25 protein-coding genes and 2 other annotated features are annotated in these 24,571 nt (G+C 39.2%); of the genes, 1 reads left to right on the forward strand and 24 read right to left on the reverse strand.

What is annotated here, in order from left to right; genetic code table 11:
• Nucleotides 1-70: 70 nt before the first annotated feature.
• From rpoB to MKZ17_RS19580, 19 genes are all read right to left on the reverse strand, one after another.
• Complete coding sequence (gene rpoB, locus MKZ17_RS19490) at nt 71-3,634, reverse strand: DNA-directed RNA polymerase subunit beta (protein WP_340725349.1); 3,564 nt, start codon at nt 3,632-3,634, stop codon at nt 71-73.
• Nucleotides 3,635-3,887: 253 nt separating this feature from the next.
• Nucleotides 3,888-4,490, reverse strand: a complete 603-nt coding sequence (locus MKZ17_RS19495; RefSeq protein ID WP_340725350.1) for a class I SAM-dependent methyltransferase — start codon at nt 4,488-4,490, stop codon at nt 3,888-3,890.
• 193 nt (nt 4,491-4,683) lie between these two features.
• Nucleotides 4,684-5,046: a 50S ribosomal protein L7/L12 gene (rplL, locus tag MKZ17_RS19500; protein WP_340725351.1), complete on the reverse strand. Its 363-nt coding sequence runs from the start codon at nt 5,044-5,046 to the stop codon at nt 4,684-4,686.
• A gap of 73 nt (nt 5,047-5,119) precedes the next feature.
• Nucleotides 5,120-5,620 carry a 50S ribosomal protein L10 gene (gene rplJ, locus MKZ17_RS19505; protein ID WP_340725352.1) on the reverse strand — a complete coding sequence of 167 codons (501 nt, stop codon included), beginning with the start codon at nt 5,618-5,620 and terminating at the stop codon, nt 5,120-5,122.
• Nucleotides 5,621-5,652: 32 nt separating this feature from the next.
• Nucleotides 5,653-5,797: a sequence feature (ribosomal protein L10 leader region), on the reverse strand.
• A gap of 75 nt (nt 5,798-5,872) precedes the next feature.
• On the reverse strand, nt 5,873-6,571 hold the full coding sequence (gene rplA, locus MKZ17_RS19510; RefSeq protein ID WP_340725353.1) for a 50S ribosomal protein L1: 699 nt from the start codon (nt 6,569-6,571) through the stop codon (nt 5,873-5,875).
• 131 nt (nt 6,572-6,702) lie between these two features.
• A complete protein-coding gene (gene rplK / locus MKZ17_RS19515; RefSeq protein WP_042478596.1) occupies nt 6,703-7,128 on the reverse strand; it encodes a 50S ribosomal protein L11 in 426 nt (141 codons plus the stop codon).
• Nucleotides 7,129-7,308: 180 nt separating this feature from the next.
• Complete coding sequence (gene nusG, locus MKZ17_RS19520) at nt 7,309-7,848, reverse strand: transcription termination/antitermination protein NusG (RefSeq protein ID WP_340725354.1); 540 nt, start codon at nt 7,846-7,848, stop codon at nt 7,309-7,311.
• 180 nt (nt 7,849-8,028) lie between these two features.
• Nucleotides 8,029-8,214 (reverse strand): preprotein translocase subunit SecE, encoded by a 186-nt coding sequence (gene secE / locus MKZ17_RS19525; RefSeq protein ID WP_340725355.1) that lies wholly within the window; start codon nt 8,212-8,214, stop codon nt 8,029-8,031.
• 41 nt (nt 8,215-8,255) lie between these two features.
• Nucleotides 8,256-8,402 (reverse strand): 50S ribosomal protein L33, encoded by a 147-nt coding sequence (rpmG, locus tag MKZ17_RS19530; protein WP_340725356.1) that lies wholly within the window; start codon nt 8,400-8,402, stop codon nt 8,256-8,258.
• Between the two features lie 78 nt (nt 8,403-8,480).
• Complete coding sequence (gene sigH / locus MKZ17_RS19535) at nt 8,481-9,128, reverse strand: RNA polymerase sporulation sigma factor SigH (protein ID WP_340725357.1); 648 nt, start codon at nt 9,126-9,128, stop codon at nt 8,481-8,483.
• A gap of 70 nt (nt 9,129-9,198) precedes the next feature.
• The gene (locus MKZ17_RS19540) at nt 9,199-9,711 is read right to left on the reverse strand and encodes an NYN domain-containing protein (protein ID WP_340725358.1); all 513 of its coding nucleotides are present in this window, start codon (nt 9,709-9,711) and stop codon (nt 9,199-9,201) included.
• A gap of 4 nt (nt 9,712-9,715) precedes the next feature.
• Nucleotides 9,716-10,444: a 23S rRNA (guanosine(2251)-2'-O)-methyltransferase RlmB gene (gene rlmB / locus MKZ17_RS19545; RefSeq protein ID WP_445326957.1), complete on the reverse strand. Its 729-nt coding sequence runs from the start codon at nt 10,442-10,444 to the stop codon at nt 9,716-9,718.
• A 140-nt stretch (nt 10,445-10,584) separates the two neighbouring features.
• Nucleotides 10,585-10,998: a Mini-ribonuclease 3 gene (locus MKZ17_RS19550; protein WP_340725360.1), complete on the reverse strand. Its 414-nt coding sequence runs from the start codon at nt 10,996-10,998 to the stop codon at nt 10,585-10,587.
• Nucleotides 10,999-12,402: a cysteine--tRNA ligase gene (gene cysS, locus MKZ17_RS19555; protein ID WP_340725361.1), complete on the reverse strand. Its 1,404-nt coding sequence runs from the start codon at nt 12,400-12,402 to the stop codon at nt 10,999-11,001.
• A complete protein-coding gene (gene epsC / locus MKZ17_RS19560) occupies nt 12,399-13,049 on the reverse strand; it encodes a serine O-acetyltransferase EpsC (RefSeq protein ID WP_340725362.1) in 651 nt (216 codons plus the stop codon). The genes cysS and epsC overlap by 4 nt, the downstream gene beginning before the upstream one ends.
• A 68-nt stretch (nt 13,050-13,117) precedes the next feature.
• Nucleotides 13,118-13,342, reverse strand: a binding site (T-box leader).
• Between the two features lie 60 nt (nt 13,343-13,402).
• The gene (gene gltX, locus MKZ17_RS19565; RefSeq protein WP_340725363.1) at nt 13,403-14,863 is read right to left on the reverse strand and encodes a glutamate--tRNA ligase; all 1,461 of its coding nucleotides are present in this window, start codon (nt 14,861-14,863) and stop codon (nt 13,403-13,405) included.
• Between the two features lie 120 nt (nt 14,864-14,983).
• On the reverse strand, nt 14,984-15,460 hold the full coding sequence (gene ispF / locus MKZ17_RS19570) for a 2-C-methyl-D-erythritol 2,4-cyclodiphosphate synthase (protein ID WP_340725587.1): 477 nt from the start codon (nt 15,458-15,460) through the stop codon (nt 14,984-14,986).
• A gap of 217 nt (nt 15,461-15,677) precedes the next feature.
• A complete protein-coding gene (gene ispD, locus MKZ17_RS19575; protein WP_340725364.1) occupies nt 15,678-16,367 on the reverse strand; it encodes a 2-C-methyl-D-erythritol 4-phosphate cytidylyltransferase in 690 nt (229 codons plus the stop codon).
• A 12-nt stretch (nt 16,368-16,379) separates the two neighbouring features.
• On the reverse strand, nt 16,380-17,456 hold the full coding sequence (locus MKZ17_RS19580) for a PIN/TRAM domain-containing protein (protein WP_340725365.1): 1,077 nt from the start codon (nt 17,454-17,456) through the stop codon (nt 16,380-16,382).
• Nucleotides 17,457-17,758: 302 nt separating this feature from the next.
• On the opposite strand from MKZ17_RS19580, the gene MKZ17_RS19585 reads away from it, so the two are divergent.
• Entirely contained in the window at nt 17,759-18,406 is a 648-nt protein-coding gene (locus tag MKZ17_RS19585) for an acetate uptake transporter (RefSeq protein ID WP_340725366.1), read from the forward strand.
• A 49-nt stretch (nt 18,407-18,455) separates the two neighbouring features.
• Here MKZ17_RS19585 and radA read toward each other — a convergent pair whose 3' ends face one another.
• The 5 genes from radA to MKZ17_RS19610 all read right to left on the reverse strand — a co-directional run bounded on the left by radA (nt 18,456) and on the right by MKZ17_RS19610 (nt 24,516).
• Nucleotides 18,456-19,829 carry a DNA repair protein RadA gene (gene radA, locus MKZ17_RS19590; RefSeq protein WP_340725367.1) on the reverse strand — a complete coding sequence of 458 codons (1,374 nt, stop codon included), beginning with the start codon at nt 19,827-19,829 and terminating at the stop codon, nt 18,456-18,458.
• Between the two features lie 133 nt (nt 19,830-19,962).
• Nucleotides 19,963-22,407, reverse strand: coding sequence for an ATP-dependent Clp protease ATP-binding subunit (locus MKZ17_RS19595; RefSeq protein ID WP_340725368.1), 2,445 nt, complete (start codon nt 22,405-22,407; stop codon nt 19,963-19,965).
• The gene (locus MKZ17_RS19600; RefSeq protein WP_340725369.1) at nt 22,397-23,500 is read right to left on the reverse strand and encodes a protein arginine kinase; all 1,104 of its coding nucleotides are present in this window, start codon (nt 23,498-23,500) and stop codon (nt 22,397-22,399) included. The genes MKZ17_RS19595 and MKZ17_RS19600 overlap by 11 nt, the downstream gene beginning before the upstream one ends.
• Nucleotides 23,497-24,039, reverse strand: a complete 543-nt coding sequence (locus MKZ17_RS19605; protein ID WP_340725370.1) for a UvrB/UvrC motif-containing protein — start codon at nt 24,037-24,039, stop codon at nt 23,497-23,499. The genes MKZ17_RS19600 and MKZ17_RS19605 overlap by 4 nt, the downstream gene beginning before the upstream one ends.
• 12 nt (nt 24,040-24,051) lie before the next feature.
• On the reverse strand, nt 24,052-24,516 hold the full coding sequence (locus MKZ17_RS19610; protein ID WP_340725371.1) for a CtsR family transcriptional regulator: 465 nt from the start codon (nt 24,514-24,516) through the stop codon (nt 24,052-24,054).
• Nucleotides 24,517-24,571 lie beyond the last annotated feature (55 nt).

The raw sequence follows: 24,571 nt of genomic DNA on the forward strand, positions 1-24,571 counted from the left end.
GAAACTTGCCTTCAATGGTTATAAAACGAAAAATCGGGCAGGGCATATACCTGCCCGATTCATTTTGAAATTATTCAAATGACTCTACTGGGTCTTCTTCTTTATCCTCAGAAGGTACTGGGTTTTCCAACTCTGGAGCTGGTGCTGTTACTTCTTCTTCATCGTCAAGGTCGCGAAGTTCTACTTCCTCGTCGTTGATTGTTAACATTTTAACATCCATACCTAATGATTGAAGTTCTTTAATTAATACTTTGAATGATTCTGGTACACCTGGTTCTGGTACACTTTCACCTTTAACGATTGCTTCATATGTTTTCACACGACCTACTACATCATCTGATTTTACAGTTAAAATCTCTTGTAATGTGTAAGCAGCACCGTATGCTTCAAGTGCCCATACTTCCATCTCACCGAAACGTTGTCCACCGAATTGTGCTTTACCACCAAGCGGTTGTTGCGTTACTAATGAGTAAGGACCAGTTGAACGTGCGTGAAGTTTGTCGTCAACCATGTGGGCAAGTTTGATCATGTACATGACACCAACAGTTACACGGTTATCGAACGGTTCACCTGAACGTCCATCATACAGAGTTGTTTTACCATCACGGTTCATTCCAGCTTCTTCCATCGTTTCCCAAACATCTTCTTCGTTCGCGCCGTCAAATACTGGTGTAGCCATGTGTACGCCTAAATAGCGTGAAGCCATACCTAAATGAAGCTCTAAAACTTGTCCGATATTCATACGTGAAGGTACCCCAAGTGGGTTAAGCATGATATCAACCGGTGTGCCGTCTGGCATAAATGGCATGTCTTCTTCCGGTAAAATACGAGAGATTACACCTTTGTTACCGTGACGTCCGGCCATTTTGTCACCAACGCGAATTTTACGTTTTTGAACAATATAAGCACGAACTAATTGGTTAACACCTGGTGGTAATTCGTCTCCATCTTCACGGTTGAATACTTTTACATCTAAGATGATACCGCCAGCGCCATGTGGTACACGTAAAGACGTGTCACGCACTTCGCGTGCTTTTTCACCAAAGATTGCATGTAATAAACGCTCTTCAGCAGTTAGTTCTGTAACCCCTTTAGGTGTTACTTTACCAACTAGAATATCACCGTCACGTACTTCCGCACCGATACGGATAATTCCACGATCGTCTAGGTTACGCAGTGCGTCTTCCCCAACGTTCGGAATGTCACGTGTGATTTCTTCAGGTCCAAGCTTTGTATCACGAGACTCTGATTCATATTCTTCAATATGAACAGAAGTATATACATCGTCTTTTACAAGGCGCTCACTCATAATAACCGCATCCTCGTAGTTAAAGCCGTCCCATGTCATGAACGCAACAAGTACGTTTTGACCTAGTGCTAATTCACCTTTTTCCATTGAAGGACCATCAGCTAAAATATCACGAGGTTTAACACGGTCGCCAACTTTTACAATTGGACGTTGGTTATAAGAAGTACCTTGGTTTGAACGAATGAATTTTTGTAATTTATATTTTGTTAAGTCGCCCTTAACTTCTTTGCCGTCTACTAATTCAATACGACGTACATGAATAGAACGCGCTTCTACGTGTTCAACGATGCCATCATATTTTGCAACGACAGCAGCACCTGAGTCACGTGCATCAACATGCTCCATACCAGTACCAACGAATGGTGCGTTTGGATATAGTAATGGAACCGCTTGACGTTGCATGTTCGCTCCCATTAGGGCACGGTTTGAATCGTCGTTCTCTAAGAACGGGATACATGCAGTGGCAGCAGATACTACTTGTTTTGGTGATACATCCATGTAGTCGATACGATCGCGGTTGAACACAGTGTTGTCCCCACGGAAACGACCTACTACCTCTTCTTTAGCAAAAGTACCCTCTGCTGTTAATTCAGAGTTTGCTTGTGCTACTACATAGTTATCTTCTTCGTCAGCAGTTAAGTAATGGATATCATCTGTTACTGCACCTGTTTCCGGGTCTACACGACGGTAAGGTGTTTCGATAAATCCAAACTTATTTACTTTGGCGAATGAAGATAAAGAGTTGATAAGACCAATGTTTGGTCCCTCTGGTGTCTCAATCGGACACATACGGCCGTAGTGAGAGTAGTGAACGTCACGTACTTCCATACCTGCACGCTCACGCGTTAAACCACCAGGTCCTAATGCAGATAAACGACGTTTGTGTGTTAACTCTGCAAGTGGGTTTGTTTGGTCCATGAATTGTGATAACTGAGATGAACCAAAGAACTCTTTAATCGATGCGATAACTGGACGAATATTAATTAATTGCTGTGGTACGATTGCTGCTGTGTCATTAATTGACATACGCTCACGTACAACACGCTCCATACGAGATAAACCGATACGGAATTGGTTTTGTAATAACTCACCAACAGAACGTAAACGACGGTTACCTAAATGGTCAATATCATCTGTGTTACCCACATTGTAAAGTAAGTTAAAGAAGTAAGACACAGATGCAATTACGTCAGCTGGTGTAATATTTTTAACTTCTTCATCAATGTATGCATTTGAAATAACATTGATTTCTTTTTGCGCTTCATCATTTGGTGCATAAATTTTAATCGACTGAATTGTAATGTCATCTTCTAATACGCCACCAACTTGTGTTAACGTACGGAAGCCTACACCTTTTTCTAAATAAGGGATTAACTTATCTAAATTACGACGATCTAATAATGTACCAGCTTCAACAATAATTTCACCTGTTTCATTGTCTACTAATGTTTCAGCAATCGTTTGGTTGAATAAACGATTTTTGATGTGAAGCTTTTTGTTCATTTTGTAACGACCAACATTCGCTAAATCATAGCGTTTTGCGTCAAAGAAACGAGAATATAATAAATTCTTCGCTGATTCAACTGTTGGTGGTTCACCTGGGCGTAAACGCTCGTAAATTTCAAGAAGCGCCTTTTCAGTGCTTTCTGTGTTGTCTTTTTCAAGCGTATTACGTAAGTATTCATTGTCGCCAATGATATCTAAAATCTCTTGGTCTGAGCCAAAGCCTAATGCACGTAATAATACCGTTACAGGTAATTTACGCGTACGGTCGATACGTACGTAAACGACATCTTTTGCATCAGTTTCATATTCAAGCCATGCACCACGGTTAGGAATAACTGTCGCACCAAAGCCTTTTTTACCGTTTTTATCCGTTTTTTCGTGGAAGTATACACTTGGAGAACGAACTAACTGAGAAACGATAACGCGCTCAGCACCGTTAATAATAAATGTGCCTGTTTCTGTCATTAATGGGAAGTCACCCATGAAGACATCTTGCTCTTTTACTTCGTTTGTTTCTTTGTTGTGTAAACGTACTTTTACACGTAATGGCGCAGCGTAAGTTACGTCACGTTCTTTACACTCATCAACGTCATACTTAGGATCTCCTAATGTATAGTCGACGAATTCTAATGAAAGATTACCTGTAAAATCTTCGATTGGAGAAATGTCGTGGAACATCTCACGCAATCCTTCTTCAAGGAACCACTCATAAGATGCTGTTTGAATCTCGATTAAATTCGGAAGTTCCAGCACCTCACTAATACGCGCAAAGCTTCTACGCTGGCGGTGTTGTCCGTACTGAACTAGTTGACCTGTCAACTCATTCACCCCTCAATAAAGCGATAATAGGTCTTTGCAAAACCTTACAAATAGTGTATGATTTCGAAAGACAAAAAGAAAACGAGTCTTTTCATAGATCTCATTTTCGGTTAAACTAAACTTATTCTTAGTTAGCATACCCATAAAAGATTATTAATTATGCAAAAGGGCATACTTCCTCAAAATAATAATTTTGCATTTTATTATGTTATCATAGTCAATTTGTCAAGTCAATAATCCAAGTGAATCTTACTTATTTTTTTGCACGTATGATCCAATATCCTTTTTTCTTCTCAACGACGTCAACTTCTGAAAACATTTCCTCTAAATGACTCATTGTCGATGGCGCACCTTGTTTCTTCTGAATAACTACCCACAACTCACCATTCTCCACTAGCAATTCATACGCCCCATTATAAAACTTAAAAATTGTTTCCTTACCAGCGCGAATTGGTGGATTTGTTAAAATGGCCGCTGCTTTTGTATTCGCATCAACTGTACTTAATCCATCACTCTCAAAAATTCGTACATTTTGAACCCCGTTTAGTTGTGCATTTTTTTGCGACAATGCCACCGCACGTGTATTAATATCCATCATTAACACTTCACGCTCAGGATTGTCTTTCGCAATCGACAAGCCGATTGGTCCATAACCACATCCTACATCAAGTAAAACACCTTCAACGTTTGGCATTTCGAATGCATCAATCAACACACGGGAACCAAAATCTACTTCGCTTTTACTAAATACACCGGCATCTGTTTCGAATATAAATGTATTTCCTAATAAAGTAAATTTCCATTGGCGTGGTTTACTCTCAGTTTGAGGCTTATTTGAATAATAATGTTCAGACATACGACACGCCCCTAAAAAATTTTATTCGCAAGTCACATCAATGTCCTTTAAAGCACTTAATGATGTCTCACATATCCTAATAGAAATATTTAACTACTTCTATAGTCTAAAAAAGAAAAGCCCGCCACAAAATTGAGACGAGCTTTCCCTATAAAACTAAGCATACCGCTTAGTCATTAAAGTTAAACTAAAATTATTTAACTTCTACTGAAGCGCCAACTTCTTCAAGTTTAGCTTTGATTGCTTCAGCGTCATCTTTAGAAACGCCTTCTTTAAGAGCTTTAGGAGCGTTGTCAACAACCTCTTTAGCTTCTTTTAAACCTAAACCAGTGATTTCACGAACCACTTTGATTACTTTGATTTTTTCAGCACCAGCAGAAGCTAATACTACATCAAATTCAGTTTTTTCTTCAGCGCCACCAGCTGCACCGCCAGCTACTACAGCTACAGGAGCTGCTGCTGTTACACCGAATTCTTCTTCGATAGCTTTTACTAAATCGTTTAATTCTAGAACTGTCATAACTTTGATAGCTTCTAAGATTTGCTCTTTGTTCATTTTAATTTCCTCCTATGGAATGTTTATAGTTTTTTAGGCAATCTTGCCTTGTTTTGAAGTTAAGCGGCGAAAATTATGCGCCTTGCTCTTCTTTTTGATCTGCAACAGCTTTTGTTGCAAGTGCGAAGTTGCGCACTGGAGCTTGAAGTACAGATAAAAGCATTGATAATAGACCTTCGCGAGATGGAAGTTCTGCAAGAGCTTTAACGTCTTCAACAGATGCGATTGTACCTTCGATGATACCAGCTTTGATTTCAAGAGCTTCGTTTTTCTTAGCGAACTCGTTGATAATTTTTGCTGGAGCTACTACGTCTTCGTTTGAGAACGCAACAGCGTTTGGACCAGTTAAGAATTCGTTGATTCCTTCAACACCTGCGATTTCAGAAGCACGACGAGTTAAAGTGTTTTTGTAAACTTTGAACTCAACACCAGCTTCACGTAATTGCTTACGTAATTCTGTTACTTGGGCAACTGTTAAACCACGGTAGTCAACTACTACTACAGAAGCAGCAGCTTCGAATTTAGCAGCGATTTCTTGAACTTGTACTGATTTTGTTTCGATTGCTTTGCTCATGATGACACCTCCTATTAGAATGAGTCATTTATACCGACAAAAGAAAAGCCTCTATATCAAAAAGACATAGAGGCTGAAAGTCATCATCTTAAAAAGAATCCGAATTCCGATGTCCTCGGTAGGATCATTAAGTGCTTAACGCACTCCTACTGTCTACGGTACAAATGGATGATTCACAACAGCATCCATCTTACCAAGTAAGCGGCGCGTTGTCAACTAATTTAATTAAACGGTTTTTAAACCGGGAATAAATTATTTGATTACTACGTTAGCAGCGTCAACTTTAACAGCAGGACCCATTGTAGTTGTAACATTTACAGACTTCATGTAAGTACCTTTTGCTGCAGCTGGTTTAGCTTTTTGAACAACTTCAAATACTGCTAAGAAGTTTTCTACTAATTTTTCTGTATCGAAAGAAACTTTACCAATAGGAGCGTGGATGATACCAGCTTTTTCAGCACGGTATTCTACTTTACCAGCTTTGATTTCTTCGATAGCTTTAGTTACGTCGAAAGTAACTGTACCTGTTTTAGGGTTTGGCATTAAACCTTTAGGACCTAATACACGACCTAATTTACCAACTTCACCCATCATGTCAGGAGTTGCAACGATTACATCGAAATCGAACCAACCTTGTTGGATTTTTTGGATGTATTCTGCATCGCCTACATAGTCAGCGCCAGCAGCTTCTGCTTCTTTAAGTTTTTCACCTTTAGCGAAAACTAATACGCGTTGAGTTTTACCAGTACCGTGTGGTAATACTACAGCACCACGGATTTGTTGGTCATTCTTACGAGTGTCGATACCTAATTTGAATGCTACTTCTACAGTTGCATCGAAGTTAACTGTAGATGTTTTTTGCGCTAAAGCTACTGCTTCTTCTACAGAGTATAAAGTAGCGCGATCGATTAATTTAGCTGCATCTTGCAGTTTTTTACCTTTTTTAGCCATTATAATTTCCTCCTTGATTGTGGTTGTAACGGATTTGACCTCCCACGAATAAAGGTTGCGCACCCCTCAAACAAGTATCCGAGTGCAGCAACCTTCCAAAAACAAAAACATCATCAAGTGTGAAGATGGGATTAGTCTTCGATAACGATACCCATGCTTCGTGCAGTACCTTCAACCATTAACATTGCAGCTTCAACTGATGCTGCGTTAAGGTCTGGCATTTTTTGTTCAGCGATTTCGCGAACTTTATCACGTTTAACCGTTGCAACTTTCTTACGGTTTGGTTCACCAGATCCAGATTGGATACCAGCTGCTACTTTAAGTAATACTGCTGCAGGTGGAGTTTTAGTAATGAAAGTGAATGAACGGTCTTCGAATACTGAAATCTCAACCGGAATAATAAGACCAGCTTGATCAGCAGTACGAGCGTTAAATTCTTTACAGAATCCCATGATATTAACACCTGCTTGACCTAATGCAGGACCAACCGGTGGTGCTGGGTTTGCTTTACCAGCAGGGATTTGAAGTTTTACAACTTTAATAACTTTTTTAGCCACGAGACACACCTCCTTAAGTCCGTGATGTGGTAATTGGGTTGCCCCTCCCACTCAAATATCTGTTCGTCAGCTAACTTGCCGATAACATTAAAACTAAACTATAATCATCTATCAAATGAATGACAGTCTGACCTATGAAATGATAACACTTTTAAAATGCTTAATCAAGTCTAAATAATTCTATATTTTTTGAACTTGGTTAAAGTCTAGCTCCATCACTGTTTCGCGACCAAACATATCAACAAGAACTTTTAATTTTGCTTTCTCGATATCTACTTCTTCTACACGACCTTGGAAATGAGCGAATGGTCCTTCTAACACTTCAACAACTTCACCAACAGTAATTTCCACTTCACCGATTTGCGTTTCGTTCATACCCATTTGTTCTAATAGACGATCTGCTTCTTCCGGTAATAATGGTGTTGGTTTTACCCCACCACCTGAAGATCCAATGAACCCCGTAACACCTGGTGTATTACGTACTACATACCAAGCATCATCCGTCATAATTAACTCTACTAATACATAACCTGGGAATACTTTACGCATTACTGCTTTTTTCTTACCGTCTTCTTTTACATCGATTTCCTCGTGCTCTGCAACAATTACACGGAAAATTTTATCTTGCATTCCCATTGTTTCAACACGTTTTTCAAGATTCGCTTTCACTCGGTTTTCATAACCTGAGTACGTATGCACTACATACCAATTTTTTTCCATATAGGTAGGACTAAATCGTCCGCCCCTCCTTTACATTCAATGTGGTAGAAATACTATTCCCATTCACAAAACTTCATTAATCTATTTTTTCAATTTAAACAAACAAATCACTTTAAAACAAATGAAAAAACCCGTTATATGGCATGGACGGGCTATTTCGAAATATTAACATGATAGAACTTATAAAGACAAGAACCAACGGAATAATTCTGAGATTCCTAAGTCTACTACTGTAAAGAATAACGCCATTACAATAACAGTTGAAACTACTACTACTGTATACTTTGTTAACTCTTTGCTTTTTGGCCAGCTTGTTTTACGCATTTCTGAGCCGACTTCTTGGAAAAAGCTTGTAACTTTACTCATCTTCGCCTAACCTCCGTACTACGTGTTTATCTATGTTTCAATTATAACGTTTGTTTATGCATTGTATGTTCATTGCAATGCGAACAAAATTTCTTAAGTTCAAGACGTTCTGTAGCTCCTTCTTTTTGAGGAACATGATAGTTTCTAGAACCGCATTTTTCGCAACTTAAAACGACTTTCTTTGCCATTTATATCACCTTTTTGGGCATTTTGTCTTTTCAAGACTAACACCTAAATTTGCCACTGTCAATAAAGGCTCCAAGTGTTTAAGTCATTTCTTTTAATTCGATATGACGCTCTAATTTCCTCTTTACACGTTGTAAAGCATTATCGATTGATTTTACATGACGATTCAAATCTTCCGAAATTTCATTGTAGGATTGTCCTTCTAAATATCGGATTAATACTTGTTGCTCTAACTCACTTAATACTTCACCCATCTTACGTTCTAAATGGCGGTAATCTTCACGATGAATCATTAAGTATTCAGGGTCTTCTGAAATAGGACTTGTAATGACATCCATTAATGTACGTTCGGATTCCTCATCGTAAATGGGCTTATCTAATGAAACGTACGAATTAAGTGGGATATGCTTTTGGCGCGTTGCCGTCTTAATAGCCGTAATTATCTGTCTTGTAATACAAAGCTCCGCAAATGCTCTAAACGACGCAAGCTTATCCTCCTTAAAGTCACGAATCGCCTTATACAGACCAATCATGCCTTCTTGAATGATATCCTCTTTATCTGCGCCTACTAAAAAATACGACCTTGCCTTTGCTTTGACAAAAAGTCGATATTTCGAGATCAAAAAATCTAACGCATCCGCATTGCCTTGATGCACTTGTTCTATAAGATCTTCATCTGTTAAACTCTCAAACTGCTGTATGACTTGTATCTTCTCACTTTTAAGCAATGGAAATCACCTCAGCTACGCCAGAATCATTAGGAACAGTATAACTTAATTGGAAATTACGGGCAAATTATTACTTAAGCCCTCTTCGCCATTTTTCAAACTGCAACTCTACCTCTTTAGATAATTGTATCCTCGAGGCTGGTTTTTCGTCTATTGTCTCTTTTACTTTAGATGATATTTTAGATTGAATAATTTGCATTTCAATTTCTAGTTCACGTGCTGATTTACGTAATGCGCCATGACCAAATACGACGTTTTGTTCCGTCATATCAGAAGTTGCTACATGAATTTGTACTTTTCGTCCTTTAAGCTCATTTGATAATTTTTCAATTCGTTCGTCTGCTGTTTCATTTTTCCCTGTGTAAATAACCTCTACGTCATGTTGGATATAAAGCTGTTCCGTCCCAGGGACAAGATGCGCATCAAATACAACAATGACGCGCCATCCAGTATGTGCTTTATATTCAGCCATTCTTTCAACTAATCGATCTCGTGAATCTTCGAAATGAGGCTCTCGTAATGGACGAAGCTCACTCCATGCACCGATCATATTATAGCCGTCTACTAGCAAAATGTTTTGCATACCCTCATCCGTTAGCTTCTTGACGTTTGCGGTACACTTCATACATCAGCAACGCAGCTGCTACTGAGGCATTAAGTGATGTTACATGACCAACCATTGGTAAGTGGTACAAGAAATCACATTTATCCTTTAAGAGACGGCTCATCCCTTTACCTTCACTACCAATAATTAATGCAAGCGGTAATGTTGCATCCATATTACGATAATCTGCTGAACCTTTTGCATCTGTACCTGCAATCCAAACACCGCGGTCTTTTAGCTCGTCCACAGTTTGTGCTAAATTTGTCACACGTACAACAGGTACGTGTTCAATTGCGCCTGTTGATGCTTTTGCAACGACGGCTGTTAAGCCAACCGCGCGACGCTTCGGAATAATAATCCCGTGAGCACCGATCGCATCTGCTGTACGCATAATCGACCCTAAATTATGCGGATCCTCTAATTCATCTAAAATTAAGAAAAACGGATCTTCATTTTTGTTTTTAGCTGCTTGGAATAAATCATCTAGTTCCGCATAATTATAAGCTGCTACTGATGCTACGATTCCTTGATGATTATCGGCTAATTTATCAATTTTTTGCTTTGGAACAAATTGAACTAATACACCTTGCTCTTTTGCTAAGTCCATTAACTCTTGTACACCTGTTTTTTTGACCCCTTCAGCAATCCATACCTTGTTAATTTCACGGCCTGAACGTAGTGCTTCTAATACCGGGTTTTTCCCTGCAATCATTTCTCCATTAACTTCTTCTGGAGCGGATTGTGGCTTCTCTTGTTGTTGTTTCTTATCATAGACTTTTAAAGCCGTTGATTTTTTATCGCGTCCTTTAAAATCACTCGGCTTACGATCTCGTTGTCTTCTCTCCGCCATAGTTACACTCCTTTTGACTGTTCTACAATTTGAATTGCGTAGTCAATAATTTCATTTACACGTTCGTGCTCTTTGCATAAAAATAAACTCCCTAGAACCGCTTCAAAACCAGAACTATTTCGATACGTTCGTACATCTGTATTTTTAGGGACTGAACCTGATTTGGCATTACGACCACGTCGAAAAGCTGCGAGTTCCTCTTCCGTTAAATAATCTTCGTCCATCATGCGATGGACGATCATCGACTGAGATTTTGCTGATACGTAGCTTGTTGCTTCTTTATGAAGTGTATTCGGCTTGGCCCTGCCTGATAAAATTAAATGTTCACGAATTCTTTGCTCTAGTACCGCGTCACCCATATAAGCAACGGCGAGGGCATTGAGTTGTTTGACATCATGTGCTGTTAAGTTTTGCATTTACTGACCTCGTTTCCAGCGTGTTCCTTGGCGAGTATCTTCTAGTACAATATCCATATTTAACAATTGGTCACGAATCTCATCTGAACGTGCAAAATCGTGGTTTTTACGGGCCATATTTCGTTCTTCAATTAATGCTTCAATCTCTTCATCCAATAAACCCGCTTCTACTTTCACTTGCACGCCTAATACATCCCCAATTGTATTGAACATATTTAAGATAGCTTGTAATACTTGCGGGTCCGTATTGCTCTCGTTTAAATAAACGTTTGCGATGCGAGAAAGTTCAAATAGTGCGGAAATAGCATTTGCTGTATTAAAATCGTCATTCATAGCCGCTTCAAAGTCGACTTTTATTTGAACAATTTTTGCCAACCAATCTTCACTATTTTCAGCTAATCCAGCAGATGCCTCTAAACGATGCTCGACATTCGCATAGGCTGTTCGAATACGGTCTAAACCATTTTTCGCTGCTTCCACTAAATCTTGCGCAAAATTAATTGGATGGCGGTAATGTACAGATAACATAAAGAATCGCAAAACTTGCGGATCGATTTGCTGGCGAATATCATTTACTAAAATAAAGTTCCCTAATGATTTTGACATTTTTTCGTTATCAATATTGATATACCCGTTGTGCATCCAATAACGCGCAAATGCCTTATCATTATGAGCCTCTGATTGTGCAATTTCATTTTCATGGTGAGGGAATGTTAAATCTTGACCTCCCGCATGGATGTCAATTGTGTCTCCTAAATGCTCACGAGCCATTACCGAACATTCAATATGCCAGCCCGGACGCCCTGCACCCCATGGAGAATCCCATTTCACTTCACCTGGCTTCGCTGATTTCCATAATGCGAAATCTAGCGGGTCTTCCTTCTTTTCACCCGCTTCAATACGCGCTCCTACTTTTAAATCATCAATAGATTGGTGCGATAATTTGCCGTAACCATTGAATTTACGCGTGCGATAGTAAACATCACCTTGTGATTCATATGCAAAGCCTTTATCAATTAGCACTTGAACAAATTGAATAATATCATCCATGTGCTCTGTTACTCGAGGATGTGCATCTGCCTTTTTGCAACCTAAAGCTGTAATATCTTCAAAGTATGCTGCAATAAAACGCTCCGTAAGCTCTGATGTTGCTTCACCTAGCTCATTTGCCGCTTTTATAATTTTGTCGTCTACATCTGTGAAGTTCGAAACAAATTTCACATCGTATCCTGCATATTGTAAATAGCGGCGTACTGTATCATAAACTATAACCGGTCTAGAATTGCCGATATGAATATAGTTGTATACAGTTGGACCACATACATACATTTTTACTTTTCCTTCTTCTAAAGGAATAAAAGGTTCTTTTTGACGTGTCAAGGTATTGAATATTTGAATACTCATAATTGTCGCTCCTTCTTTAAATTCGCAATTTCTTGGTGCAATGCTTCAATCGTTTTTTCTAACATATCACAGCGGTCGCCTACTGGGTCAGGTATGTTTTGATGATCTAATCTTTTCGCTTCTGTTCGCACACCATCAATCATTACAACCTTACCTGGAATACCTACAACCGTAGCATTGGGTGGCACTTCTTTTAATACGACCGAGCCGGCGCCGATTTTACTATTCGCGCCCACCGTAATTGAGCCGAGCACCTTTGCCCCTGTTGCTACTAAGACACCATCCTCTAACGTTGGATGACGTTTCCCTTTTTCTTTACCAGTACCACCAAGTGTTACTCCTTGATAAAGTGTTACATCATTTCCAATTTCACATGTTTCCCCAATCACTACTCCCATACCATGGTCTATGAAAAAGCGTCGGCCAATTTTTGCTCCAGGGTGAATTTCAATTCCTGTAAAGAAACGGGTAATTTGAGAAATCGCACGTGCAATAAAGAAAAATTTTCGTTTGAAAAACCAATGCGCAATACGATGCGACCATATCGCATGTAAACCTGAATAGGTTAACACCACTTCCAACACGCTTCGTGCTGCTGGGTCATTTTCAAAAATATTATCTATATCCTCTTTCATCCTTATAAACATACTTCCCCTCCTTTTCGTTTTTTAAATTTTCCCAAAAATAAAAACGCCTCCATCACCTAAATTGGGGTGACAGAGACGCATACACGCGCGGTTCCACTCTGGTTGAAGAAGTACGAAGACTTTTTCCGCTTAAAGAGCCCGATAACGTGGACTAGACGATTTAACCTACTTAAAAGTTCAATTAAATGCTCAAAGGTGCATTTCTGCTTTGCCTTGACCTAGATCACTTTCAGCCGGTGATGATCCTCTCTAATAGGTGTGCGCCACGTACTTCTCCTTCTCAACGCGTTTATGTTATATACAATTTAAATTCATTTTACAATTATTTTCTGAAAAATCAATCAGTTTGTGCGTTAATTTGCAAATTTCTCTACACGAGCAATCGCTTTTTCTTTTCCAATTAATGCGATAGCGTTTGGTAATTCTGGACCGTGTGTTTGACCAGTCGTCACAACACGGATTGGCATGAATAAGTTTTTACCTTTCGCGCCTGTTTCTTTTTGAACAGCTTTAATCGCCGCTTTAATTGAATCTGCATCAAACGTTTCTAAACCTTCTAATTGCGTTTTGAATGAAGCCATTACAGCTGGAACCGTTTCACCAGCTAATACTTCCTTCGCTTCTTCATCATATGCTATTTCATCTGTGAAGAATAGGCTTGTTAATTCTACGATTTCCGCGCCAAAGCTCATTTGCTCATGGTAAAGACCAATTAATTCAGCAGCCCAAGCATGCTCTTTTGCAGTTAACTCAGCAGGAAGTAAATTTGCTTTTTGTAAATGAGGTAATGCTAAAGCAACTACTTCTTCACGAGATAGCTTTTTAATGTACTGATTATTCATCCAAGTAAGCTTTGTTTTATCAAACATTGATGGTGATTTTGATAAACGTTTTTCGTCGAATAGTTTGATGAACTCATCGTGGGAGAAGATTTCTTCTTCCCCTTCTGGAGACCAGCCAAGTAATGCGAAGAAGTTAAACATCGCTTCTGGTAAATAACCAAGATCCTTATATTGTGTAACGAATTGAATAATCGACTCGTCACGTTTTGATAACTTTTTGCGTTCTTCATTAACAATTAATGTCATATGACCGTATTCAGGGTATTCCCAACCAAACGCATCAAATATCATCATTTGTTTAGGTGTATTTGATAAATGCTCTTCCCCGCGGAATACATGTGTGATGTCCATAAAGTGATCATCTAATACGACTGCATAGTTATACGTCGGAATCCCGTTTGCTTTTACAAGAACCCAATCCCCGATATCCTTCGATTCGAATGTTACATCCCCACGCACTAAGTCCGTAAATTTATATGTTGTATCAGCAGGAACACGCATACGAATTGTGTATGGAATACCAGAAGCTTCTTTTGATGCTACTTCTTCCGCTGATAAGTGACGACATTTCCCGTTATAAGTCGGTGCAGCTACACCTTGTGCTTTTTGAGATTCACGTGATGCTTCTAATTCTTCTGAAGAACAGAAACATTTGTACGCTTGGCCCGCTTCTAGCATTTTTTCAGCATGCTCTTTATAAATTTCTAAACGTTCCATTTGACGGTATGGTGCGTATGGACCACCGATATCAATTGTCTCGTCTGGCGTAATACCTAACCAACGTAAGTTATCTAACTGAGAAGCTTCTCCGCCCTCTACGTTACGTTCGATATCTGTATCTTCAATACGTACTACGAAAGTACCGTTGTGATGTTTTGCATATAAATAGTTGAATAACGCTGTACGTGCGCCACCGATGTGTAAAAATCCTGTTGGCGATGGTGCATAACGAACGCGGACTGATTTCGTCATAATTGTGCCTCCTAATTTTGCGTCAGAAAAAACTTTTCGACCCTTTAACTTTGTTCATTTTACCACTGTAAGTTACTAAATAAAAGTAGCGTGAGCCGAAATATGGCACACGCAACCTATTTAAGCTTGGATTAATAAAATCGTTGCCATTGCCGCAATACCTTCTTCACGACCAACGAAGCCCAACTTTTCCGTTGTTGTTGCTTTCACATTTACTTGTGATGGATCTGCATTCAAAAGCTCTGCGATACGATTACGCATTGGTTCAATATACGGAGCCATTTTAGGACGTTGTGCCATAATTGTGCAATCAACATTTCCTAATTTATAGCCGCGCTCCTCTACCATCTTCCAAATATACGCAAGTAGCTTAGCTGAGTCCGCATCCTTCCATTCCGGGTCTGTATCCGGGAAGTGACGACCGATATCCCCTTCACCGATAGCTCCTAGTGCTGCATCTGTTACAGTATGTAATAACACGTCTGCATCCGAATGCCCTAATAAGCCACGCTCATGTGGTATCGTAATGCCACCTAAAATCAAAGGACGTCCTTCTGCAAATTCGTGAACATCAAAGCCTTGTCCAATTCGAAACATCATTTCACGCTAGCCTATCTAATAAGACAAACTAGCCCTCACCTTCTTTCTCGTAATCTCATTAGTTCTAGTATAATCAAAACTTCGTAAGAAAAACAAAACTTTCGCCAAAGAAAGCGAAGTATTGTCTTTTCTAAGTATGGACGAAAAAATTAATTCCCTTTCCCTCGCAAACAAAAATGCCCTGAAAACATTAATTTGTTCCCGGGCACATTTTTTATTGTATTGCATTACGACGATTTAATATTGCTTCACCAAAAATTAAATCTTCCTGCGTTGTCATTTTAACATTCTCATAGCTGCTTTCCACCATGTGAATTTCATGACCTAATCGCTCTACTAGCATAGCTTCATCTGTTCCTAAAAAGCCGACCTTTTCCGCAACATCTTCTGCCTCCACTAATAAATCAAACTTGAATGCCTGTGGGGTTTGAACCATCCATAACGAATCGCGGTCTACCGTTTCTTTAATGAGACCATTGTGCACAACTTTCATTGTATCTTTCGCACGTACACCCGCAATGGCAGCACCTTTTTCATAGGCTATTTTTGAAAGCTCTGCAATCGTTGAAAGCGTAATAAATGGACGCGCAGCATCGTGGACAAGTACAACATCTACTGCATTCATTTCTTTTATACATGAATGTACAGAATGTTGGCGCTCTGCACCACCTGTTGGCAAGCCCTTCACTTTCGAAATTTGGTATTTATCTAATAATGATTGTATAAATGGACGTTCTTCGTCTTTTACTGCTAGCCATATTCCTGTGCAATTTTCATCTTGCTCAAATACCTGCAATGTATGCACTAATATAGGCCTGTCTAATAAACGTAAAAACAATTTATTTTGACCTGCTCCCATACGCTTTCCACTACCTGCTGCAGGCAAAACAACTTCATAACGCAAACAATTCACTTCCTAATCTTCTTTTGGCTTTGCAAAGATCATTCGACCAGCTGACGTTTGTAATACGCTCGTCACCGTCACAGTAATCGCCTGACCTATATAGCTACGACCACCCTCAACAACGATCATTGTACCATCATCTAAATAGGCAACACCTTGGTTATGCTCTTTCCCGTCCTTAATCACTACGACTTGCATATCTTCCCCTGGAATAACAACAGGTTTTACGGCATTTGCCAAATCATTAATATTTAATACTTGAACACGGTGTAATTCACATACTTTATTTAAGTTAAAATCATTCGTTAAAATTTGTGCATCCATTTTTTTCGCTAAGCGTACTAATTTTAAATCCACCTCAGATACGTCTTCAAAATCAATTTCTGTAATAAGTACTTTTGAAGCACGCTCGTCTTGTAGGCGTTTTAAAATATCTAGTCCTCGTCGACCACGTGTACGTTTTAACGTATCTGAAGAGTCCGCAATATGCTGTAATTCAGTTAACACAAACTGCGGTACAACAAGAACACCTTCTACAAAGCCCGTCGCTGAAATATCTGCAATACGTCCATCAATAATGACACTCGTATCAAGTAATTTATAATGCTCTTGTACCTCTTTATTCGTTGAATCATTCACACGTTTTTTTCCAGTGGATTTCCCAGAAAATATTTGTAATAATTCATCACGCTTACTAAAGCCTAAACGGAATCCTAAATATCCTAAAACAATGGATAATATTGCTGGCACTACAGCCGTTACAAAGGGAATATTCATTTGATTGATGGCAACACCTGCTAAAGTGGCAACGCTTAGCCCAACAATCAAGCCTAAAGTCCCGAATAATAAATCTGCAGCAGGTAATTTAAATAAAACTTCCTCTAACCACGTTATTAACTTAACAAAGTAATCAGATAATGCAAAAGATAATACGAATAATAAAGCAGCACCGATTGCAACACTAAAATATGGATTATTAAGCCATGGATGGGATGATAAATTCATAAATTCGTATAATGGCGGTAAGAAAATTAGACCTAATGCTCCACCGATAAATAAGAATGCTACTTGAATAACTTTCTTTAACATACAATTCACCTCCAATAGTAATTATACATGCATCTTGCTTTCAATGCTAAAAACAAACACCATCATTTGTACTACAACAGAAAATAACAATTTTAACTACGTTACAACAAAATAATCTTTCTAATATAATTTTTTTCTAAACAATCCGTTTTGACTCGTTTTTTATTTGTTAAATTTGCGACTAATCACATCATTAATGACGTTCTTTCTTCAAATTAATATCACTTTATAGTTCATAATCCTATTTTAGTATATTATTTCGAATAATAGAAAAAATAGATCATGGAATAGGAGAATATGTTTTGAATACAACAAAAGATATTAAAATTTCTACTGCCGATCCATCAGCAATCGGTTTATTCGGTTTAGCGATCGTTACATTCGTAGCATCAACACAAAAGCTTGGTTGGACAGATGGTTTAGGCCTAGTGCTTCCTTGGGCACTATTTTTAGGGGGCATTGCACAATTTTACGCTTCAGTTTTAGACTCGAAACACAATAATACATTTGGGACAACAGCTTTCGGCGCATACGGTTTATTCTGGATGGGTGTTGGGATGAGCTGGTTAGTACAAGCGGGTGTATTTGGCGAAGCATTACAAGCTTCTGTCGATACACGTCAATTAGGCGTTGTGTACTTAGGCTACTTAATCTTCACCATCTTCATGACAATTGGCGCAGCTGAAACGAACAAAGTATTATTCGCAATTTTTGTTATGATTGATTTATTATTTATCGGCTTATCATTAAGCTCTTTCGGTATTATGGAGCATGGTATGCACTTATTAGCAGCTTACTCTGAATTGGTCATCGCATTATTATCGTTCTACGGTGCGGGTGCAAACGTATTAAACAAACATTTCGGCTTTAACTTTTTACCAATTGGAAAGCCATTCGGTATTTTTACACGTGAAGCATTTGAAAAAAAATCTTCAACAGCTAAAGCCTAATATAAAGATAAAGAGGAAGCGACCTAATTAGTTGCTTCCCCTTTTTTATTTATAAGTCTTGAAATGAAGCTCGCAACGAATCACTTATCGTTTCGACTCCGACGACTTGGATTCCTGCCGGGAACTCCCATCCGCCTATATTGGATGCTGGAATAAAGGCACGCTGGAACCCTAATTTTGCAGCTTCTTGGACACGTTGTTCAATACGAGACACACGACGAACCTCACCTGTTAAACCAACCTCACCGATAAAGCAATCGGTTGGGCGAACTGCTTGATCTTTAAAACTAGAGACAATACTTGTTAATACGGCTAAATCAATGGCAGGTTCATCAAGCTTCACACCGCCTGCTACTTTAATATAAGCATCCTGTGCTTGTAGCATCATCCCCATACGCTTTTCTAGCACCGCCATTAATAATTGCACCCGGTTTTGATCGACCCCTGTCGCCATTCGCTTTGGATAATTAAAGCTAGTTGGCGTCACTAGAGATTGGATTTCAACTAAGATTGGGCGTGTTCCTTCCATCGAGGCAACAATTGTCGAACCTGGTGCGCCTTGAGAACGTTCTTGTAAAAATAATTCAGATGGATTTAACACTTCTTTTAAGCCACCTTGAAGCATCTCAAAAATGGCGATTTCATTCGTTGACCCGAAACGGTTTTTTTGACTACGCAAAATACGATGATTATGATGGCGTTCCCCTTCAAAATAAAGAACTGTATCCACCATATGTTCCAAAATACGTGGTCCGGCAATTTGTCCTTCCTTCGTTACGTGTCCGACTAAAAAGATAGCAATATTTTTCGTTTTCGCGATTCGCATTAATTCCGCCGTACATTCACGAACTTGCGATACGCTTCCTGGTGCACTCGTCACTTCAGGATGATGTACCGTTTGAATCGAGTCTACAATTACAAACTTAGGCTGTACTTCTTCAATCGTTTGATTTAAAAATTCTAAGTTCGTTTCAGAGTAAATATAAAGCTCCGCTGATTTAACACCTAAACGTTCAGCTCGTAACTTCGTTTGACGCACAGATTCTTCCCCTGAAATATATAAAACACGCTTTCCTTGGTTTGATAATAGGGCCGATACTTGCAATAACAGGGTCGATTTCCCGATACCTGGGTCCCCACCGATTAACACAAGAGAGTCAGGCACAATACCTCCGCCTAGCACACGGTTAAACTCGTCCATTTGCGTTACGATACGAGTTTCTTCCTGTACTTCTACATGAATAATAGGTGTTGCTTTTGTCGTTGTAGAAGAGTGCTGGAATGCTCCACGAGGTCCTTTTGAAATAACCTCGACTTCCTCGTTCATCGTATTCCACTCGCCACATCCAGGACAACGCCCCATCCATTTTGCTGCTTCATAGCCACAGCTACTACACATAAATTTTGATTTTTTCTTTGCCATGTCGCGTACTCCTTCGAATGTTTGTTCTATTATTGTACATGAAACTCAAGTGAACGCCTAATATTCCATTGAAAATTTCTATTTCTTCAGTTAAAAAAACGAGGTAGGGAATTCCCCTACCTCGTTCATACTACTAATTTGTTGATACCTTTTCTTGTGGTCGAACGATAAATTCATTCTCTACATAATCAAGTATAACTGTTTGAGATTTATCTAACGTCCCTTTTAACAGTTCTTCAGATAAACGATCTTCTACATGCTTTTGAAGAGCTCGACGTAGTGGACGTGCACCGTATGTTGGATCATACCCTTCATCCGTAATTTTCTCAAGCGCTGCATCTGTTAATTGAAGCTCGATATCTTGCTCCTTTAAACGTTTTGTCAATGAAGCGACCATTAGTGAAACAATTTCTTTTAAATGTTCTTTTTCTAATGAATGGAACACAATCATCTCATCGATACGGTTTAAGAATTCTGGACGGAATGCTTTTTTCAACTCTTCTAGCATTGTGCCCTTCATATCTTTATTTTTCGAAGTTACATCCCCAACGTTAAACCCTACATGCTTTCGATATTTCAATGCATCTGCACCTACGTTTGATGTCATAATAACGACCGTATTTCGGAAGTCTACTACGCGACCTTTTGAATCCGTTAAGCGCCCGTCTTCTAATACTTGTAATAAAATATTGAAGACGTCTGGATGTGCTTTTTCAATTTCATCTAAAAGTACAACAGAATATGGTTTACGACGTACTTTTTCCGTTAATTGACCACCATCATCGAAGCCAACATAGCCTGGAGGTGAGCCTACTAAACGTGAAGTTGAATGCTTTTCCATATATTCCGACATGTCGACACGAATCATCGCATCTTCATCACCGAACATTACTTCTGCTAATGCACGAGCAAGCTCTGTTTTACCAACACCTGTTGGGCCAAGGAAAATAAATGAACCAATCGGACGTTTCGGATCCTTCAGACCTGCACGAGCACGACGGATTGCGCGAGAAATGGCTTCTACTGCTTCACCTTGACCAACGACACGCTTGTGTAATTCATCTTCAAGATGTAATAGCTTCGCTGTTTCTTCCTGTGCAATTTTGGACACTGGAATTCCAGTCCACATAGCCACTACTTGCGCAATGTCATCAACGTTAACAGTCGATTCCTCTTTTCCTTGCTTTTCTTTCCATTCTTTTTTCAACTGTTCTAATTCCGTTTTAAGCTTTTGTTCGGAATCACGTAAAGCTGCTGCCTTTTCAAATTCTTGACCTGAAACCGCCGCATTCTTTTCAGACTTAATGCTTTCAAGCTTATCTTCTAGTTCCTTTAAATTTGGTGGCACTGTGTACGAACGCAAGCGTACTTTAGAGCCCGCCTCATCAATTAAATCGATCGCCTTATCTGGAAGGAAACGATCTGAAATATAACGATCTGATAATTTCGCTGCAGCTTCGACCGCTTCATCTGAAATTTTGACACGGTGATGCGCCTCGTAGCGGTCACGCAAGCCTTTAATAATTTGAATCGTTTCATCTACTGACGGCTCATCAACTTGAATCGGTTGGAAACGACGCTCTAACGCTGCATCTTTTTCGATATATTTGCGGTACTCATCTAACGTCGTTGCACCGATACATTGTAATTCACCGCGCGCTAACGATGGTTTTAAAATATTTGAGGCATCAATTGCCCCTTCTGCACCACCTGCACCAATTAATGTGTGAAGCTCGTCGATAAAGAGAATAATATTCCCTGCTTGGCGTATTTCATCCATTACCTTTTTCAGACGGTCTTCAAATTCACCACGGTATTTTGTGCCAGCAACAACTGTCCCCATGTCTAGTGTCATAACACGTTTATCACGTAAAATTTCAGGCACTTCATTATTAATAATTTGTTGCGCTAGGCCTTCTGCGATTGCTGTTTTACCTACACCTGGCTCACCGATTAAAACCGGATTGTTCTTTGTACGGCGAGATAATACTTCTACAACACGAGTAATTTCCTTTGAACGTCCAATTACTGGGTCAAGAGAGCCTTCTCGAGCAACAGCTGTTAAATCTCGAGCTAAACTATCTAGTGTTGGCGTATTCACTGTTTGATTCAATGTCGTGTTTCCAGCATTATTTGTATCATTATTGCCTAAAAGTAAGAGCACTTGCTGGCGTGCTTTATTAATACTTACACCTGTATTTGCTAATACTCGTGCTGCCACACCCTCGCCTTCACGAATTAATGCTAATAAAATATGCTCTGTTCCAACATACGCATGACCTAATTTGCGAGACTCATCTAAGGATAATTCGATTACCTTTTTTGCACGTGGTGTGTAGTGTACAATCGGACCAACCTCTTCTGTCCCTTTTCCTACAAGCTCTTCAATACCTGATTCAATCATTTGAGGGCTAATATTAATGGCTTCCAGCGCTTTTGCTGCAATACCTCCACCTTCGCGAATTAACCCAAGTAAAATATGCTCTGTTCCAATTTCCTTGTGCTTAAGGCGAATGGCCTCTTCTTGAGCAAGTTGTAACACTTTTTGAGCGCGTTGTGTGAATCGATTAAACATCATATAAATCCTCTCCTTCTTCCCCATTGTTTATGGTATCATCCTGTTGATTTAACTTATCCTGTAAAAGCTTTGCCCGATACATATCGCGTTCGGCTGGTTGAAGTGTTGTACCTACATGTTGTTGAATAAATCCTGGTTGCATCAGTAACATACATTCATTTAGTCGACTTTGTGAAATCGGTTCTAATAATCCTAAATTTACCCCTAGACGCACGTTGGATAAACAACTTGCGGCCTCTTCACTGGATAAAATTTTGGCATACTTTAATGTGCCAAGCGATCTACTCAAGCGATCTTCTAATATAGAAGGAGCGCTTGTTAGTAATTTTTTTCGGGCTAGCTGTTCTTTTTTTATAACTTGCTCAACAACATCACGTAACTCCTGTAAAATATCAAGCTCCGATTTCCCTAACGTGATTTGATTGGATATTTGATAAATATTGCCTAAATTTTCACTACCTTCACCATATATCCCTCGAACAACCATTCCTAGTCGCGTCATCATTTGAATTAATGTATTCATTTGTTTCGTAAGGGTAAGGGCAGGTAAATGGAGCATGACAGAAGCACGTAAACCTGTACCGACATTTGTTGGGCAGCTTGTTAAATAACCGTATTGCTCTTGATATGCATAGGTTATATGCTTACTTAAGAAACGGTCTATTTTACGGGCCTCCCTGAATGCCTCCTCTAAATTCATACCATGAGCTAAACATTGTATTCGAATATGATCCTCTTCATTCACTAGAATACTTATCGACTCATCTTTTGTTAAAAAAAACGAACCGATTTTCTTTCTATTTGCTAAATTTGGGCTAATTAAATGCTTTTCCACTAAAATTTGTCGTTGCAAAAGCGGCATATCTTTAATTTGAAAGAAAGAAAACTGATACGGATTTTCTTCAATGCTAAGCAAGGCCTTTATCAATTTTTCTTCTACATTTTGTGCCTCTTGTTCGTTAAAACTAATCGGAAAGCGCGTACCTGCAATATTTCGAGCAAGTCGAATACGTGTACTGATGACAATATCCGAAGCACCTTCACTTTGCATCCATCGTGGATTGGCATTCGTTAAAAAATGCTCGATATTCATGTCCGCTCCTCTCCTTTTAGAGGGATTTTACTTTCTAATAAACGTATTTCATCACGAACTTTCGCTGCATCCTCAAAGCGTTCTTCTGCGATTGCTTCTTGCATATGCTCACGAAGCTGTGAAATTTTTTGTTCGATTTTTTCAGATGAGGGTACCTCTTCCACAAACCCTACATGCTTTGTCCCTGCCTGAATTCGCTCTAGTAGCTGAGGTAATTGCTTATAAAAGGTTTCATAGCAATTTTCGCAGCCAAACTTCCCTTTCTTAAGGAATTGGCGATACGTAAACCCACAAGTTGGACAGGTATTACTCTGCTGCCCTTCTGCCACAGCATTTTCCTTCTTCGCTGCTGAAGGAGCAAAATTAAACCAGTTTGAAATCAGTTGCTGAAAAGATGCTGGCTCTTCTGTTGTCTGGAATTGAAATGGATGAAAATGCTCCGCACAAACATCACAGTAATGTCGCTCCATTTGCTGACCATTTTGAATTTGTGTCACCGTAACATTTGCCTGTCTTTGCTTACAATATTCACAAATCATGTGAAAACACCCCTATTTCTCAAAGGAAATCGTTTTTAACATCGCTTGCATAATACGTGCACGAATTTGATCTCGTAACGGCAATCCTAATTGTAACGTTGCTCGATCCATTGCAGCCTTCATAAGAATCGCCTCACGTTCAGTAATAATCTCTTCCTCGAATAGACGATAAATAATTCGCTCTGCATTCATCTGTGCAATGGCCTCACCAATTTGTGTAGCCATTTCATCTAAAAGGGTTTTTTTCGAATGGATCGTCACACGCAATATTCGAATATAGCCGCCACCACCACGTTTACTTTCTACATAATATCCGTGCTCAGTTGTAAACCGTGTATTAATGACATAGTTAATTTGCGATGGTGCACAAGCAAATTGCTTCGCTAATTCATTTCGCTTAATTTCAATATGTCCTTGACCATCTAATTCAATAACCTCTTTCAAATACCCTTCAATAATGTCAGATATATTCCTCATGCTGTCTGTCACCTCTCTTACAACTGACTTTGACTATCTTTGACTTAAATATACA

Origin of the sequence: Solibacillus sp. FSL R7-0682 (assembly GCF_038005985.1) — a bacterium.
GTDB lineage: Bacteria > Bacillota > Bacilli > Bacillales_A > Planococcaceae > Solibacillus.

What these genes read in the sequence shown, in the direction of transcription:
- MKZ17_RS19600 (WP_340725369.1), bottom strand. Translation starts at nt 23,500, where the DNA reads ATGAATATCGAGCATTTTTTAACGAATGCCAATCCACGATGGATGCAA.
- gltX (WP_340725363.1), bottom strand. Translation starts at nt 14,863, where the DNA reads ATGACGAAATCAGTCCGCGTTCGTTATGCACCATCGCCAACAGGATTT.
- MKZ17_RS19540 (WP_340725358.1), bottom strand. Translation starts at nt 9,711, where the DNA reads ATGCAAAACATTTTGCTAGTAGACGGCTATAATATGATCGGTGCATGG.
- MKZ17_RS19595 (WP_340725368.1), bottom strand. Translation starts at nt 22,407, where the DNA reads ATGATGTTTAATCGATTCACACAACGCGCTCAAAAAGTGTTACAACTT.
- MKZ17_RS19495 (WP_340725350.1), bottom strand. Translation starts at nt 4,490, where the DNA reads ATGTCTGAACATTATTATTCAAATAAGCCTCAAACTGAGAGTAAACCA.
- nusG (WP_340725354.1), bottom strand. Translation starts at nt 7,848, where the DNA reads ATGGAAAAAAATTGGTATGTAGTGCATACGTACTCAGGTTATGAAAAC.
- MKZ17_RS19580 (WP_340725365.1), bottom strand. Translation starts at nt 17,456, where the DNA reads ATGTTAAAGAAAGTTATTCAAGTAGCATTCTTATTTATCGGTGGAGCA.
- rpmG (WP_340725356.1), bottom strand. Translation starts at nt 8,402, where the DNA reads ATGGCAAAGAAAGTCGTTTTAAGTTGCGAAAAATGCGGTTCTAGAAAC.
- MKZ17_RS19605 (WP_340725370.1), bottom strand. Translation starts at nt 24,039, where the DNA reads ATGATTTGTGAATATTGTAAGCAAAGACAGGCAAATGTTACGGTGACA.
- radA (WP_340725367.1), bottom strand. Translation starts at nt 19,829, where the DNA reads ATGGCAAAGAAAAAATCAAAATTTATGTGTAGTAGCTGTGGCTATGAA.
- MKZ17_RS19550 (WP_340725360.1), bottom strand. Translation starts at nt 10,998, where the DNA reads ATGCAAAACTTAACAGCACATGATGTCAAACAACTCAATGCCCTCGCC.
- rplL (WP_340725351.1), bottom strand. Translation starts at nt 5,046, where the DNA reads ATGAACAAAGAGCAAATCTTAGAAGCTATCAAAGTTATGACAGTTCTA.
- rplA (WP_340725353.1), bottom strand. Translation starts at nt 6,571, where the DNA reads ATGGCTAAAAAAGGTAAAAAACTGCAAGATGCAGCTAAATTAATCGAT.
- epsC (WP_340725362.1), bottom strand. Translation starts at nt 13,049, where the DNA reads ATGTTTATAAGGATGAAAGAGGATATAGATAATATTTTTGAAAATGAC.
- rplJ (WP_340725352.1), bottom strand. Translation starts at nt 5,620, where the DNA reads ATGAGCAAAGCAATCGAAACAAAATCAGTACAAGTTCAAGAAATCGCT.
- ispF (WP_340725587.1), bottom strand. Translation starts at nt 15,460, where the DNA reads ATGTTTCGAATTGGACAAGGCTTTGATGTTCACGAATTTGCAGAAGGA.
- MKZ17_RS19610 (WP_340725371.1), bottom strand. Translation starts at nt 24,516, where the DNA reads ATGAGGAATATATCTGACATTATTGAAGGGTATTTGAAAGAGGTTATT.
- rlmB (WP_445326957.1), bottom strand. Translation starts at nt 10,444, where the DNA reads ATGATTGCAGGGAAAAACCCGGTATTAGAAGCACTACGTTCAGGCCGT.
- cysS (WP_340725361.1), bottom strand. Translation starts at nt 12,402, where the DNA reads ATGAGTATTCAAATATTCAATACCTTGACACGTCAAAAAGAACCTTTT.
- secE (WP_340725355.1), bottom strand. Translation starts at nt 8,214, where the DNA reads ATGAGTAAAGTTACAAGCTTTTTCCAAGAAGTCGGCTCAGAAATGCGT.